This is a genomic window from Pseudomonas sp. MH9.2, from assembly GCF_034353875.1.
In the GTDB taxonomy this organism is placed as follows: domain Bacteria; phylum Pseudomonadota; class Gammaproteobacteria; order Pseudomonadales; family Pseudomonadaceae; genus Aquipseudomonas.
Map to the genome: position 1 here is coordinate 3,295,621 of NZ_CP133784.1, position 16,116 is coordinate 3,311,736.

Sequence of the window (16,116 nt, forward strand, 5' to 3'; positions counted from 1 at the left end):
AAGTCACCCTGTGACTCAATGTCGCAAGGCCAGGGCTAACGCTCATGATTGCCGGGCCCGCAGGGACTTTTAATGAGGTTTAATAAAATTCAGGATTCGCAGTGTGAATAACCCTACGGTGCTTTAACTCAAGCTGCAGTCCGCGGTTTCAGGCTTTTTGAGCCATTACCGATGCCATCCGTACAGTTGATGTAAAAGCGACATATTCGTACATCTGTAGGCGTCTCTAGCAGCTGACTACAAGGTCAGTTAATGGCTGCGGGCCGCTCGGTGATTAGCGCATAGCTATGAGCCTGTCCCACGAGCCAGTCGCGAAATGCGCGTAAAGACGCTGATTCCACCTTTCGCTCCGGAATCATCAGGTAATAGGCCTTGATACTCGATAGCGCGTGGGTGTTGGCAATGACCAAGCGCTTCTCGGCCAGTTCGCGCTGGATCAGGAAGGGCGGAATCAAGGCAATCCCCATCTCGTGCATGGCGGCTTGGGCAAGCATGGAGAATAGCTCGTAACGCGGCCCTGTCATGTCGCGGGGAATATTCAGGTTCAGAGAGCCGAACCACTGGCGCCAGGCATAGGGGCGTGTGGTTTGTTGCAGCAAAGGTAATTCAGCAATTGCCTGTGCGCTCAGCGTGTCGAAATTGCCCAAAAGATTGGGGCTGCACACCGGCATCGGGTTTTCCCCCATCAGCCGATGTGACTCGGTACCGGACCAGTCCGCGTCACCAAAATAGATCGCTGCGTCGAAGTCGGTGTCGGCAAACAGAAATGGCCGCGTGCGGTTGGTGAGATTGACCGTTACGTCGGGATGGCATTGCTGGAAATCCTTGAGTCGCGGCAGCAACCACTGAGTGCCAAAGGTCGGCACAACCGCCAGCTCAATCACGTTAGCGCCCTGCTGACCCATGACCGATAGCGTGTCACGCTCGACCGCATCCAGTTGTGTTGCCACGCGACGACTATAAGAAAGCCCGGCTTCGGTCAGTTTCACGCCGCGGCGTGAGCGTCGGAAGAGTTCGACATTAAGGAACTCTTCCAAACCGGCGATCTGTCGGCAAATGGCGCCTTGAGTGAGGGAAAGCTCTTGCGCCGCCTTGGTAAAGCTCTCGTGTCGGGCTGCCGCCTCGAAGCTGATGAGTGCGGTTGTGCTGGGGATCTTTCTGCGCATGTACCTCTACCTCACTAGTCGATCACCGGAAAAAGCCTTTTTTGATCGTCACGGAGTGAGAAATTAGCACAACAGCATGCAAAATCCTCGTTTGCCGTATTCCTTAAGCCAGCCTAGGATCAGTCCCACGACTTTTGACCAATCTTCACGAGGACTCGCTCATGGGCGGCAAAGCAAGCTTCAACTGGATCGACCCGCTGTTGCTGGATCAACAGCTCACTGAAGAAGAGCGCATGGTGCGTGACAGCGCTGAACAGTTTGCCCGTGACAAGCTGGCACCGCGTGTTCTTGAAGCCTTTCGCCATGAACATACTGATCCTGCCATTTTTCGCGAAATGGGTGAAATAGGTCTGTTGGGCGCGACCATCCCTGAGCAATACGGCGGCAGCGGTCTGAATTACGTGTGCTACGGCTTGATCGCTCGCGAAGTTGAGCGCGTCGACTCCGGCTATCGCTCCATGATGAGTGTTCAGTCCTCTCTGGTGATGGTGCCAATCAACGAATTCGGTACCGAAGCACAGAAACAGAAATACCTGCCCAAGCTGGCCACCGGCGAATGGATTGGTTGTTTCGGTCTTACCGAGCCTAACCACGGCTCCGATCCGGGCGCGATGATTACCCGTGCCAAGAAGGTTGACGGCGGCTATCGCCTGTCTGGCAGCAAAATGTGGATCACTAACAGCCCGATTGCGGATGTATTCGTTGTCTGGGGTAAAGACGATGCGGGCGACATTCGCGGTTTCGTTCTGGAAAAAGGCTGGGCGGGCCTGACTGCGCCGGCTATCCACGGCAAGGTGGGTCTGCGTGCCTCGATCACTGGCGAGATCGTGATGGACAACGTGTTCGTGCCCGAAGAAAACATCTTCCCGGACGTCCGTGGCTTGAAAGGTCCTTTCACCTGTCTTAACTCGGCACGTTACGGGATTTCGTGGGGCGCGTTGGGGGCTGCCGAGTTCTGCTGGCACACCGCACGTCAATACACCCTGGATCGTCATCAGTTCGGGCGCCCGTTGGCGGCGACTCAGCTCATCCAGAAGAAGCTGGCTGACATGCAGACTGAAATCACCTTGGCCTTGCAGGGATGCTTGCGCTTGGGTCGGATGAAAGACGAAGGCACTGCTGCGGTCGAAATCACCTCGATGATGAAGCGCAACTCATGCGGCAAGTCTCTGGACATTGCACGGATGGCGCGGGACATGTTGGGCGGCAATGGCATCTCCGACGAGTTCGGTGTTGCCCGTCATTTGGTCAACCTGGAAGTCGTGAATACCTATGAAGGTACCCATGACGTCCATGCGCTGATCCTGGGTCGTGCACAGACTGGCATTCAAGCCTTCTATTAAGTAGCGGCTTTCAGCTTTCTATCTATAAAGGAAAAGGAGTCAGCCGATGGGCGCGCTTTCACATCTACGGGTCCTCGACTTGTCGCGGGTTCTTGCTGGACCTTGGGCCGGACAGATTCTTGCTGACCTCGGTGCCGAGGTGATCAAGGTCGAACGCCCAGGCAATGGCGATGACACTCGCGCCTGGGGCCCTCCGTTCCTTAAGGACGCCGAGGGCGAGAACACCAGTGAAGCGGCGTATTACCTGTCGGCCAACAGGAACAAGCAGTCAGTCACCATAGACTTCACCCGGCCTGAGGGTCAGAAGTTGGTGCGGGAGCTGGCTGCCAAGTCCGACATCGTCATCGAGAACTTCAAGGTCGGTGGGTTGGCGGCATATGGCTTGGACTATGAGACGCTAAAAGCCATCAATCCCAAGCTTATCTATTGCTCGATCACCGGGTTTGGCCAAAGCGGTCCTTATGCCAAGCGGGCCGGCTACGATTTCATGATTCAAGGCCTTGGTGGTTTGATGAGCCTTACGGGGCGTCCGGAGGGTGATGAGGGCGCCGGGCCGGTCAAGGTCGGTGTGGCGCTGACGGACATTCTTACCGGGCTCTATTCGACGGTTGCGATTCTGGCGGCTCTCGCTCACCGGGATCAGGGCGGTGTTGGTCAGCATATCGATATGGCTTTGCTTGATGTGCAAGTGGCTTGTCTGGCCAATCAGGCGATGAACTACCTGACGACCGGGGTGGCGCCACGCAGGTTGGGCAACGCTCATCCCAATATCGTGCCTTACCAGGATTTTCCCACTGCTGATGGCAACTTCATCCTTACGGTAGGTAATGACGGTCAGTTCAGAAAGTTCGCCGAGGTTGCCGGGCAACCGCAGTGGGCTGAAGATCCGCGCTTCCTGACTAATAACCTGCGCGTTGCCCATAGGGCCGAACTGATCCCTCTCATCCGCCAGGCGACGGTTTTCAAGACCACCGCTGAATGGGTGACTGCGCTCGAGCGTGCCGGCGTGCCGTGTGGGCCGATTAACGACCTGGCACAGGTGTTTGCTGATCCACAGGTTCAGGCGCGCGGGCTGGCTATTACTATGCCGCACGCGCTGGCCGGAAGTGTGCCTCAGGTCGCCAGCCCTATCCGGTTGTCTGAGACGCCGGTTGAGTATCGTTTTGCCCCGCCGCTATTGGGTGAACATACGTTGGAGGTATTAGAGCGTGTCCTGGGTCTGGATGCCGACGCTGTAGATGTTCTGCGCCAGGCAGGTGTGCTGTAGCCATATAGCTATATATAGAGGGCTGATTTAAGGCTATCCATTAGCGTTTACTGGCATGTTTTACCAAAGTGACAGGTTTATGAAATTAGGTGTTGACGCCCCAGCTAATCTCTCTATAATTCGCACCTCTTCCGGAGCAGGCGAAACGGAAAACTCCTTGTAAATCAAAGAGTTATCCAGAGTAAGCGGCGAGGAAGGGGTTTTGATCTTCTGGATCGAAAGCGGTAAAAAAGAGGTGTTGACAGCAGCGTGTAACGCTGTAGAATTCGCCTCCCGCTAACGAGAGACGTGAAGTTGATCGAAGCGCAAGTGGTTGAAGTTGCAAAGGAAACTTTGAAACTTGTTAAAATAACCGCTTGACAGCAACAAGGGCTGCTGTAGAATGCGCGCCTCGGCTGAGACGAAAGATCTCAACCACCCGCTCTTTAACAACTGAATCAAGCAATTCGTGTGGGTGCTTGTGTTGTAAGACTGAAGTCAACTGATTATCAGCATCACAAGTTACTCCGCGAGAAATCAAAGATGTAACCAACGATTGCTGAGCTAAGTTTAGGGTTTTGTCAAAACCCAAAGATGTTTGAACTGAAGAGTTTGATCATGGCTCAGATTGAACGCTGGCGGCAGGCCTAACACATGCAAGTCGAGCGGCAGCACGGGTACTTGTACCTGGTGGCGAGCGGCGGACGGGTGAGTAATACCTAGGAATCTGCCTGGTAGTGGGGGATAACGTTCGGAAACGGACGCTAATACCGCATACGTCCTACGGGAGAAAGCAGGGGACCTTCGGGCCTTGCGCTATCAGATGAGCCTAGGTCGGATTAGCTAGTTGGTGAGGTAATGGCTCACCAAGGCTACGATCCGTAACTGGTCTGAGAGGATGATCAGTCACACTGGAACTGAGACACGGTCCAGACTCCTACGGGAGGCAGCAGTGGGGAATATTGGACAATGGGCGAAAGCCTGATCCAGCCATGCCGCGTGTGTGAAGAAGGTCTTCGGATTGTAAAGCACTTTAAGTTGGGAGGAAGGGCATTAACCTAATACGTTAGTGTTTTGACGTTACCGACAGAATAAGCACCGGCTAACTCTGTGCCAGCAGCCGCGGTAATACAGAGGGTGCAAGCGTTAATCGGAATTACTGGGCGTAAAGCGCGCGTAGGTGGTTCGTTAAGTTGGATGTGAAATCCCCGGGCTCAACCTGGGAACTGCATTCAAAACTGTCGAGCTAGAGTATGGTAGAGGGTGGTGGAATTTCCTGTGTAGCGGTGAAATGCGTAGATATAGGAAGGAACACCAGTGGCGAAGGCGACCACCTGGACTGATACTGACACTGAGGTGCGAAAGCGTGGGGAGCAAACAGGATTAGATACCCTGGTAGTCCACGCCGTAAACGATGTCAACTAGCCGTTGGGAGCCTTGAGCTCTTAGTGGCGCAGCTAACGCATTAAGTTGACCGCCTGGGGAGTACGGCCGCAAGGTTAAAACTCAAATGAATTGACGGGGGCCCGCACAAGCGGTGGAGCATGTGGTTTAATTCGAAGCAACGCGAAGAACCTTACCAGGCCTTGACATCCAATGAATCTGCTAGAGATAGCGGAGTGCCTTCGGGAGCATTGAGACAGGTGCTGCATGGCTGTCGTCAGCTCGTGTCGTGAGATGTTGGGTTAAGTCCCGTAACGAGCGCAACCCTTGTCCTTAGTTACCAGCGCGTAATGGCGGGCACTCTAAGGAGACTGCCGGTGACAAACCGGAGGAAGGTGGGGATGACGTCAAGTCATCATGGCCCTTACGGCCTGGGCTACACACGTGCTACAATGGTCGGTACAGAGGGTCGCCAAGCCGCGAGGTGGAGCTAATCCCAGAAAACCGATCGTAGTCCGGATCGCAGTCTGCAACTCGACTGCGTGAAGTCGGAATCGCTAGTAATCGCGAATCAGAATGTCGCGGTGAATACGTTCCCGGGCCTTGTACACACCGCCCGTCACACCATGGGAGTGGGTTGCACCAGAAGTAGCTAGTCTAACCTTCGGGAGGACGGTTACCACGGTGTGATTCATGACTGGGGTGAAGTCGTAACAAGGTAGCCGTAGGGGAACCTGCGGCTGGATCACCTCCTTAATCGAAGACATCAGCTTCTTCATAAGTTCCCACACGAATTGCTTGATTCATTGAAAAAGACGATTTAGAAGCAGCCCGAAATTGGGTCTGTAGCTCAGTTGGTTAGAGCGCACCCCTGATAAGGGTGAGGTCGGCAGTTCGAATCTGCCCAGACCCACCAATTTTGTGTGGGAAACGCCTGTAGAGATACGGGGCCATAGCTCAGCTGGGAGAGCGCCTGCCTTGCACGCAGGAGGTCAACGGTTCGATCCCGTTTGGCTCCACCACTTACTGCTTCTGTATTGTAGAGTTTAGAAATGAGCATTCCATCGGTTCGATGGTGAATGTTGATTTCTAGTCTTTGATTAGATCGTTCTTTAAAAATTTGGGTATGTGATAGAAAGTTAGACCGGACAGCACTTTCACTGGTGGTGTTACGGGCTAAGGTAAAATTTGTGAGTTAAATTGCGAATTTTCGGCGAATGTCGTCTTCATAGTATAACCAGATTGCTTGGGGTTATATGGTCAAGTGAAGAAGCGCATACGGTGGATGCCTTGGCAGTCAGAGGCGATGAAAGACGTGGTAGCCTGCGAAAAGCTTCGGGGAGTCGGCAAACAGACTTTGATCCGGAGATGTCTGAATGGGGGAACCCAGCGGTCATAAGACCGTTACCTTACACTGAATACATAGGTGTATGGAGCGAACCAGGGGAACTGAAACATCTAAGTACCCTGAGGAAAAGAAATCAACCGAGATTCCCTTAGTAGTGGCGAGCGAACGGGGACCAGCCCTTAAGCTGTATTGAGATTAGCGGAACGTTCTGGAAAGGACGGCCATAGTGGGTGATAGCCCTGTACGCGAAAATCTCTTTGCAGTGAAATCGAGTAGGACGGAGCACGAGAAACTTTGTCTGAATATGGGGGGACCATCCTCCAAGGCTAAATACTACTGACTGACCGATAGTGAACTAGTACCGTGAGGGAAAGGCGAAAAGAACCCCGGAGAGGGGAGTGAAATAGATCCTGAAACCGTATGCGTACAAGCAGTGGGAGCCCACTTTGTTGGGTGACTGCGTACCTTTTGTATAATGGGTCAGCGACTTATTTTCAGTGGCGAGCTTAACCGAATAGGGGAGGCGTAGCGAAAGCGAGTCTTAATAGGGCGTCTAGTCGCTGGGAATAGACCCGAAACCGGGCGATCTATCCATGGGCAGGTTGAAGGTTGGGTAACACTAACTGGAGGACCGAACCGACTACCGTTGAAAAGTTAGCGGATGACCTGTGGATCGGAGTGAAAGGCTAATCAAGCTCGGAGATAGCTGGTTCTCCTCGAAAGCTATTTAGGTAGCGCCTCATGTATCACTGTAGGGGGTAGAGCACTGTTTCGGCTAGGGGATCATCCCGATTTACCAACCCGATGCAAACTCCGAATACCTACAAGTGCCGAGCATGGGAGACACACGGCGGGTGCTAACGTCCGTCGTGAAAAGGGAAACAACCCAGACCGTCAGCTAAGGTCCCAAAGTTATGGTTAAGTGGGAAACGATGTGGGAAGGCTTAGACAGCTAGGAGGTTGGCTTAGAAGCAGCCACCCTTTAAAGAAAGCGTAATAGCTCACTAGTCGAGTCGGCCTGCGCGGAAGATGTAACGGGGCTCAAACCATACACCGAAGCTACGGGTATCACTTAGGTGATGCGGTAGAGGAGCGTTCTGTAAGCCTGTGAAGGTGAGTTGAGAAGCTTGCTGGAGGTATCAGAAGTGCGAATGCTGACATGAGTAACGATAATGGGTGTGAAAAACACCCACGCCGAAAGACCAAGGTTTCCTGCGCAACGTTAATCGACGCAGGGTTAGTCGGTCCCTAAGGCGAGGCTGAAAAGCGTAGTCGATGGAAAACAGGTTAATATTCCTGTACTTCTGGTTATTGCGATGGAGGGACGGAGAAGGCTAGGCCAGCTTGGCGTTGGTTGTCCAAGTTTAAGGTGGTAGGCTGAGATCTTAGGTAAATCCGGGATCTTAAGGCCGAGAGCTGATGACGAGTGTGCTTAGGCACACGAAGTGGTTGATGCCATGCTTCCAAGAAAAGCTTCTAAGCTTCAGGTAACCAGGAACCGTACCCCAAACCGACACAGGTGGTTGGGTAGAGAATACCAAGGCGCTTGAGAGAACTCGGGTGAAGGAACTAGGCAAAATGGCACCGTAACTTCGGGAGAAGGTGCGCCGGTGAGGGTGAAGCATTTACTGCGTAAGCCCATGCCGGTCGAAGATACCAGGCCGCTGCGACTGTTTATTAAAAACACAGCACTCTGCAAACACGAAAGTGGACGTATAGGGTGTGACGCCTGCCCGGTGCCGGAAGGTTAATTGATGGGGTTAGCTAACGCGAAGCTCTTGATCGAAGCCCCGGTAAACGGCGGCCGTAACTATAACGGTCCTAAGGTAGCGAAATTCCTTGTCGGGTAAGTTCCGACCTGCACGAATGGCGTAACGATGGCGGCGCTGTCTCCACCCGAGACTCAGTGAAATTGAAATCGCTGTGAAGATGCAGTGTATCCGCGGCTAGACGGAAAGACCCCGTGAACCTTTACTATAGCTTTGCACTGGACTTTGAATTTGCTTGTGTAGGATAGGTGGGAGGCTTTGAAGCGTGGACGCCAGTCTGCGTGGAGCCAACCTTGAAATACCACCCTGGCAACTTTGAGGTTCTAACTCAGGTCCGTTATCCGGATCGAGGACAGTGTATGGTGGGTAGTTTGACTGGGGCGGTCTCCTCCTAAAGAGTAACGGAGGAGTACGAAGGTGCGCTCAGACCGGTCGGAAATCGGTCGTAGAGTATAAAGGCAAAAGCGCGCTTGACTGCGAGACAGACACGTCGAGCAGGTACGAAAGTAGGTCTTAGTGATCCGGTGGTTCTGTATGGAAGGGCCATCGCTCAACGGATAAAAGGTACTCCGGGGATAACAGGCTGATACCGCCCAAGAGTTCATATCGACGGCGGTGTTTGGCACCTCGATGTCGGCTCATCACATCCTGGGGCTGAAGCCGGTCCCAAGGGTATGGCTGTTCGCCATTTAAAGTGGTACGCGAGCTGGGTTTAGAACGTCGTGAGACAGTTCGGTCCCTATCTGCCGTGGACGTTTGAGATTTGAGAGGGGCTGCTCCTAGTACGAGAGGACCGGAGTGGACGAACCTCTGGTGTTCCGGTTGTCACGCCAGTGGCATTGCCGGGTAGCTACGTTCGGAATAGATAACCGCTGAAAGCATCTAAGCGGGAAACTAGCCTCAAGATGAGATCTCACTGGGACCTTGAGTCCCCTGAAGGGCCGTCGAAGACTACGACGTTGATAGGTTGGGTGTGTAAGCGCTGTGAGGCGTTGAGCTAACCAATACTAATTGCCCGTGAGGCTTGACCATATAACACCCAAGCAATTTGCGTCGAAAGAGCAGATTGCGGTGTGTGAAGACGACACAAACCGAAAATTGGCAACAACCCACAGATCTATCACATCCCCATTAGTTGGCCCGTTGCGCGCAAGCACGACGATCCGGCAGCCGAATTTCTTGACGACCATAGAGCATTGGAACCACCTGATCCCATCCCGAACTCAGCAGTGAAACGATGCATCGCCGATGGTAGTGTGGGGTTTCCCCATGTGAGAGTAGGTCATCGTCAAGATTGAATTCCGAAACCCCTGTTTGCTTACGCAAACAGGGGTTTTGTTTTAGTGAGAGTTACCGAAATTAGCTGGCACGTTACCCCTGTAACGGATCGGCATCAGAATTTCTTGACGACCATAGAGCATTGGAACCACCTGATCCCATCCCGAACTCAGCAGTGAAACGATGCATCGCCGATGGTAGTGTGGGGTTTCCCCATGTGAGAGTAGGTCATCGTCAAGATTGAATTCCAGAACCCCTGTCTGCTGATGCAGACAGGGGTTTTGTTTTTGCGGCTTACTAAAGCGTAGATGTCAGGCGAACATAGTGCGCACGTTGTTCATCGCATCGTCGGCAAAAGCCTGCAGGAATGCTTGAAACGCTGGCAATGAGTCCGGCCAGTCTGAAGACGGCTCACCGACGATTGTCCACGTCGCGCGGCACTGATCATCACCTTGCTCTGCTACGGTCATGGATGCCCATAGATTGCCGATAGGCAGGGTGGTGTATATCAGCGACCAGGTCATATAACGCGCGTCATCGTCGCGAGAGTTAAGCTGTTCGACCACTACGTTGCCATCCTTGAACAGCTTTTTGCGTATCGAACGCACGCCACTTCCGGTCATCTCGCAGGCGTCCAGCGCCGGAATGAACGCCGGAAAACCAGCGAAATTACCGACGATACCCCACACGCTTCGCGCATGACTTGCTACTTCTACCGCAGAGACCACACGGCAACTTTCAGGGTTTCTGATCAGGGTGTCCGGTTGCAGATTTTCCAATGTGTTGAGGGTATTCATGATGTTCTCCAGCGGGTTGGTTTAGATAAAGTCGATTTCTTTCAGGTACTCGCAACCTTTGTGCAGCAGTGCCTCTGTTTTTAGCGGATAGCACTCGCCCATACGCCGCACACCGGCTCGGGCGTTGTCGTGCTGGATCATTGAGATATCGCCGATGTCTTCTTCAAAGCCATCGAGATAGAACCCCAGCACCCCGAATAGCGCGTTCTGGTTGTCGACTCGGCTGAGTTGTTTTTGCCAGTGTGCAGTGCTGACCATCTCGAACTCCCGCCCCGCCTCACGGAACGCAGCCACGTAGTCAGTCCAGCTCAGCAGTTCGGGGTTGTGCAGGTTGAATACCGCATGACTGGCTTGATAACGGCTGGCATGAAAGCCAATGAAACGGGCGAGGAAGTCGACGGGCATCAGATCAAAGTTCATGGCGAACTCGGGCACCTGGCCCAATTGCATAGAGCCCTTGAGCATCAGCATCAATCGGTTCTTGTGGGGTTGGCAGACGCCGGTGACACTGTTGAACGCGATGTTGCCGGGTCGGTAGATGTTTACCCATACGCCCTGATCACTGGCGCGTTGCAGGATGCGCTCGGCAACCCACTTGGAGAGGTTGTAACCATTCTTGATATAGATCGGTGGGGATGCGGCGGCCGGTTGCTCCAGCACGTTGCCGGCGGCATCAATGGTGCTGCAGGCCGATAGCGTAGAAACGAAATTAAAGATTTTCTTGCTACGACCTTCACACAGACGCAGGCATTCGAAAATGGGTTCGACGTTATCCTTGATCAGCGTTTCGTAATCCTGAACATGGTTAACATTGGCTGCGTTGTGCACCAGTACGCCGAACTCACGGTCGATGTATTCGTACACTTCGGCGCTGAGGCCCAGTTGCGGTTGAGTGATGTCTGCGGGGTAAACCGTCACCCTGCTCAGGTCCAGATGCTCGAGACGGTTTTCTCGCAGTGATTGAGCGAAGCGCGCTTGTGCACTTTGTCCGCCACCTTCACGAACCAGACAAACAATCTCACTGGCACCCCAATCAAGAAGGGCTTGAACAATATGCACGCCCAGAAAGCCATTGGCGCCAGTGACAACCACCTTATGCACATCTCCCAACTGGTTGATAGGCAATACCGCCATGTCCAGCTGAGGATTGGCATCAAGCAGTGCTTGCGCGCTGACGGTGCACGCGGACGATTGTGCTCCGTCGTTATCGATCAGTGTCGCAAGCGTGCGCAGTGTCGGGGCTTCGATGAAGCGGTTGATCGGGATGCCTCGCCCGAACTGTTCACGAATCCCCAATAGCATCTGTGAGAGCAGGATTGAGTGGCCACCGAGATTGAAGAAGCTTTCCTCCGTGGAGATATCGGCAGACGGCATCTCAAGTAACTCTGCCCAGAGAGTGAGTAGCTGCTGCTCTACAGCTGTTTCCGGCAGGCGTCGCAACTGCACGTCGAGGAAGGAGACCGGCAGCTCCAGCAACGCCTTACGATCGACCTTGCCATTGCTGGCGAAGGGCATACTCACCAACTCGGTGTACGTGGCGGGGCGCATATAATCGGGCAACATTCGCTCGGCATGAGCCCTCAGCGCCTGACGAGCTACGCTGGGTTGGTCCTGCAGTGGCTGGGCAACAAACGCCATAATCCGCCGTTGCGCATCGACGACCACCGCCACCTGCCGATACAACTGGCTGCCACGCAGGCAATGTTCTATTTCCTCGGGCTCGACGCGAAAGCCGCGAATTTTCACTTGGTTATCGCGTCGGCCACAGATCTCGATGCCGCTGTCGGTCCATTTGCCGATATCGCCCGTGCGGTAGACCCGTAGGCTTCGGCCTCCAGGCAATTGCAGGTTCAGGTAACGTTCTGCAGTCTGTGTCGGGTTGTTCAGGTAACCCAGGCATACGCCCGGTCCGGCGATATACAGCTCGCCGGGCGTCTGCTCGGGCACGGGTTGAAATTGCTCGTCGAGGATCAGCACCTGGCTATTGGCAATGGGCAGACCCAGATTGCGATTGCTGCTGTCCGCGTGGAACATCCCACAGGTGACCAGCACCGTCGCCTCGGTCGGGCCATAAAGGTTGTAGAAACGGCATTGCCCGGCCAGCCGCTCGATGACGTACGGCTCGCAGACATCGCCACCGGTCATCAGATGGTCAAGCCCCAGTGGCCGTTCGAGCGGCAGGATGCTCAACAGTGCGGGTGGCAGAAACGCGTGGCTGATGTGTTGACCAAGCAGCTCAACCAGCAGCAGAGGATCGCGGCGCTGTTCTTCACTGGGCACCACCAGTTCCGCGCCGCTGAGCAATGTCGGGAAGATGTCGATCACTGAAGAGTCGAAGCTAAGCGTCGAGAAATGAAGCACGCGGCTGTGCTCGGACAGGCTCACCTGCTCGGCGTACCAGGCCGTGAAATGGCTGAGGTTGCGCTGGCTGAGCAATACACCTTTAGGGTGACCCGTGGTGCCCGATGTGTAGAGCGCCATGCACGGCGCCTCACGGGTGGGACGCTGGCGCATCAGTGAGCGCATGGGGTCGCGCTCATCCGCGCCCACATGGCTGATGTCTAGCCCCGGCCATTGCTCACCGAGCGGATGTTGTCCGTTATGGAGTAGCAGCACGGCACCGGCGTTTTCCAGAATGTACTGCTGACGCTGGATTGGCTGGCTCGGGTCCAGCGGCAAATACACAGCACCGCAACCAAGAATGGCGAGGATCGCGGCAAACAGGGCGACTGATTTCGGCATGCAGATACCGATCACCGGCGGGCCATCATCCGGCCCGGTCCCCTGTTCTGCCAGCACGCTCAGCAACCGTTTCTGGATCGCCAGGCTGTGCGCATGCAGAGCCTCATAGCTGATCTGCTTGCCGCCGATGTTCAGCGCAGTCCGCTCGGCAAACCGCAACAGACTCTGATCCAGGCGCACAATCATCGGTATCTCGGCGAGCGCTAGCAGATGTGGCTGAACGGTGCGGTTGAATCGGTGTTCGAACGCCAGTTGTTCGAGTATGCCCAGCCCTTTTTGCTGCGCCGCGTGAGGGGGCTCGACAGTGGGTGCTTGAAGAAAATACTCGGCATCGCGAGATAGACGGCTGACGTGCAGCGCGACGGTCTCCACCAGCGTCGCAATCGCGGAGTCGCGTAATACCCGACCATTGCCCGAGGTGTCGGCGACCAGTAATTGACGCGATATCAGGCGTTGCCCGGAGGCAGTACCGAACCAACAGAGCAACTCCAGTTGTGGCAGGCCATGATCCGTAACGGGACCGAGCCCGACGCGCAAACCCAAACGGGGGCGCGCGCCAAAGGCTTTCTCCTGCTGTGCGGTCAATGTCAGGCTGCCATCCTCGATCAGCATGCACGCGTCGGTACAGAGGCACAGGTCCAGCGCCCGGGGATCTGTCAAACGATGCAACTGATGACCATGCTCCTCCAGCTCCGCAATCAGTGTGTTCAAGGCCAGGCTCTGGCCAATCAGCACAATCTCAAGACGTTTCATCGCAGTGATCCTTGGCTGATAGAGCCGGGCAGATAGTCAGCCAGCGCACGCTGTACACAGGGGGATTCGAGCACCGAGCTGCTGTTGAAAAAGCGCACGATGTTGCCCACCAGCGGGTGATGACGATTGATCGGGAAGGTCACGGCCAAGGCTTCGTCCTTGAGCGCTTGTTTGACTGACTCGGCGACCGCCAGATGATCGATTAGCGTGAAGTCGAAACCCTTCTGGATCTCGTGGGTCAGGTACTGGCGGATGAATACCGGCATGATCCGCGCGATGCTTTCGCGGTCCGACTCGGGCGCGGTATGCCAGTAGATACGCACCAGCCGCGCCCAAAACCCGGAGTGCCGTCCCTCATCAAGCAGGTGGTCGGCCATCATCCCCTTGATCGATTGTTTGACCGACTCGTCCTTGGCGAACGCGGCGACATCGTTAGTCACCGTGTTCTCGGCGATGGCCACGCAAATCAGTTCAACCGCACTGCGCAGATGCTCGGGGGCCAAGGTCAGGGCGGCGGGTATCGCCCGGCTCAGCTCGATTTCTCGGGGTAGCTCGATGGGCTCGATGCCAGTCAGGGCGATGGTCTGTTGCATGAAATCCATCGCGACCAGGGCGTGGTAATCCTCATCAACGACGATGGTCATGGCGTCGTAACGACAGGCAAAGGGGAAGCGAATCGCAAAGTGGTTTTTGGCGATCCCACGCGCCGTTTTGTCGACGATTTCTGTCTCGAAAATCACCACGTCATTGATGAATTTGTAGAGGCTTTGCGTCAGGGCGAAATCGCGCAAGTGTGCGCACTCACGGGTGAACGTTTCACTGAGGACCAAGGGCTGGCGGCTGAGTGGATAGATGAGCTTTTCATCGTTTTCGATGATCCGGCGCGGGCGCGTGCGAATCGTCGCACGACCCTCCCAGGCATCGGCGAAGGACTGATAGTCATCGGCAATCATACGTGGGACTCCATCTGTTCAGCCCGCATGCTCAGGCGCAGTTTGTCCCAGAGGGTCATCCGGCTTTCGATGGCTGCAATGGCAGCTTCATAAACGTCGCGCTGACGCTGTTCGTCGCCATTGACCAGTCGTGCCAGAAGCTCTTGAGCTGCAGGGCCGTGATCTTCGGAGTCGACCTCAATGTGGCGTTGCAGGTAATAGTGAAAGGTGGGCGCTTGCTCAACGGTGATGCCCCAATCGTCGAGGATGCGCTGGAACATCAGCGGGATGACGCTTTCCCGTCCGTGCAGAAATGCTGCTGCCACACGATGAGCGGGTGCATGCAGCGCGGTGTCGAGAGTGTGTTTGACGAAACAATAAGCAGCCTGTCCAGCACCGACATTCTGCAGCGCGGTTTCATAGCTAACGCCTTCTTTTTGCAGTGCGACGAAGCGCTCGATGGGCAGCGTATTGGCGCCGACTTCGCGCATGGCATCCAGGTACAGCTCGAAATGGCTGTAATGACCGTGGCTCAATTTGGCGTCCGACTCCTCACCCAATACGATTTCATTGATCAGGCGCGCAGCCTTGGGGTCTCTGGGGGGGAGCCACGGAAGCTGGGTGCAGGTCAATTCTTGCTGTAAGCGCTTGGTCAGGGACATAAAGTCCCATACGGCAAATACATGGGTTTCCATGAAACGTCGCAGCACCTGAATTGAATCGATTTCAGAAAATATGGGGTGATTGCTGAGTGCTGCTTTTTTACGATCAAGCCTAAGTTCGAAGTTGTTCATGGGGAGCACCTTAGTGGGGACTTTCAATCAACGGTCAGTGGGTTAACTCAGTGGGTGAACATTGTCGGCGCACGGGGTGTGGCTCTTTAATTTAGACGAATAGAAGCCTCGAAGTTGAATGCGTGAATAAGCAGTTATCTGCCGTCGGTGGTTGTGTCCATTGGGCTGCAGGGTCAGGCCCGGCAGGGCTTCAGGCGGAGCACGATTGAATGGTCAGTGGCGACGAAGGAAAAGTTAAAGCACTTCAAAAGTGTCAGGCAAGTTATTTTTATATTATTTGTGGTGGCGTCTTTTTTAAGTAATACCGTGCCAGCTAAAAACCATGGGCTAGGTTTTAGTTGGCAGCAAGTAACCCTTCCGGCCTATTAAAGTCAGAATATTTACTAACGAGTGAATGCCTCACTCAGGGTCACTCAATAGTGGAGAAGTTATATTTTCGTTTTTTTAGGCAGCGCTGGAATTCCTTCCAGTGGGTCCTTGCCCGTTCGACAAACTCCTTGGACAGCGCTAGGGGTTTTGAAGGTTTCTACTCTGATGCCGAAGCAAAGTCTGCGATAGACGCGGC

7 protein-coding genes, 2 tRNA genes and 4 rRNA genes are annotated in these 16,116 nt (G+C 54.6%); 8 read left to right on the forward strand and 5 right to left on the reverse strand.

Annotated elements, in window-relative coordinates; genetic code table 11:
• Positions 1-245: 245 nt before the first annotated feature.
• A complete protein-coding gene (locus RHM55_RS15495; RefSeq protein WP_322177216.1) occupies positions 246-1,166 on the reverse strand; it encodes a LysR family transcriptional regulator in 921 nt (306 codons plus the stop codon).
• 161 nt (positions 1,167-1,327) lie between these two features.
• On the opposite strand from RHM55_RS15495, the gene RHM55_RS15500 reads away from it, so the two are divergent.
• The 8 genes from RHM55_RS15500 to rrf (RHM55_RS15535) all read left to right on the forward strand — a co-directional run bounded on the left by RHM55_RS15500 (position 1,328) and on the right by rrf (RHM55_RS15535) (position 9,773).
• Positions 1,328-2,509 carry an acyl-CoA dehydrogenase gene (locus tag RHM55_RS15500; protein ID WP_322177217.1) on the forward strand — a complete coding sequence of 394 codons (1,182 nt, stop codon included), beginning with the start codon at positions 1,328-1,330 and terminating at the stop codon, positions 2,507-2,509.
• Positions 2,510-2,555: 46 nt separating this feature from the next.
• A complete protein-coding gene (locus RHM55_RS15505) occupies positions 2,556-3,776 on the forward strand; it encodes a CaiB/BaiF CoA-transferase family protein (RefSeq protein WP_322177218.1) in 1,221 nt (406 codons plus the stop codon).
• A 579-nt stretch (positions 3,777-4,355) separates the two neighbouring features.
• Positions 4,356-5,894: ribosomal RNA gene (locus tag RHM55_RS15510) — 16S ribosomal RNA — on the forward strand.
• 83 nt (positions 5,895-5,977) lie between these two features.
• Positions 5,978-6,054 (forward strand) — tRNA-Ile (locus tag RHM55_RS15515).
• A 30-nt stretch (positions 6,055-6,084) separates the two neighbouring features.
• Positions 6,085-6,160 (forward strand) — tRNA-Ala (locus RHM55_RS15520).
• A 236-nt stretch (positions 6,161-6,396) separates the two neighbouring features.
• Positions 6,397-9,287 (forward strand): 23S ribosomal RNA (locus RHM55_RS15525).
• Between the two features lie 146 nt (positions 9,288-9,433).
• Positions 9,434-9,549: ribosomal RNA gene (gene rrf / locus RHM55_RS15530) — 5S ribosomal RNA — on the forward strand.
• 108 nt (positions 9,550-9,657) lie between these two features.
• A 5S ribosomal RNA gene (gene rrf, locus RHM55_RS15535) occupies positions 9,658-9,773 on the forward strand.
• The 16S, 23S and 5S rRNA genes sit together here with 2 tRNA genes alongside, the layout of an rRNA operon.
• A 71-nt stretch (positions 9,774-9,844) precedes the next feature.
• On the opposite strand, the gene RHM55_RS15540 is transcribed toward rrf (RHM55_RS15535), so the two are convergent.
• Genes RHM55_RS15540 through RHM55_RS15555 form a run of 4 tightly spaced genes read right to left on the reverse strand, consistent with a single transcriptional unit; the run spans position 9,845 to position 15,551 of the window.
• Positions 9,845-10,330: an SRPBCC family protein gene (locus tag RHM55_RS15540; RefSeq protein ID WP_322177219.1), complete on the reverse strand. Its 486-nt coding sequence runs from the start codon at positions 10,328-10,330 to the stop codon at positions 9,845-9,847.
• A gap of 21 nt (positions 10,331-10,351) precedes the next feature.
• Positions 10,352-13,825 (reverse strand): non-ribosomal peptide synthetase, encoded by a 3,474-nt coding sequence (locus RHM55_RS15545; protein ID WP_322177220.1) that lies wholly within the window; start codon positions 13,823-13,825, stop codon positions 10,352-10,354.
• Positions 13,822-14,778 carry a diiron oxygenase gene (locus RHM55_RS15550; RefSeq protein ID WP_322177221.1) on the reverse strand — a complete coding sequence of 319 codons (957 nt, stop codon included), beginning with the start codon at positions 14,776-14,778 and terminating at the stop codon, positions 13,822-13,824. Before RHM55_RS15550 ends, RHM55_RS15545 begins: the two co-directional genes overlap by 4 nt.
• Positions 14,775-15,551: a DUF3050 domain-containing protein gene (locus tag RHM55_RS15555; RefSeq protein WP_322177222.1), complete on the reverse strand. Its 777-nt coding sequence runs from the start codon at positions 15,549-15,551 to the stop codon at positions 14,775-14,777. The genes RHM55_RS15550 and RHM55_RS15555 overlap by 4 nt, the downstream gene beginning before the upstream one ends.
• Between the last annotated feature and the right edge of the window lie 565 nt (positions 15,552-16,116).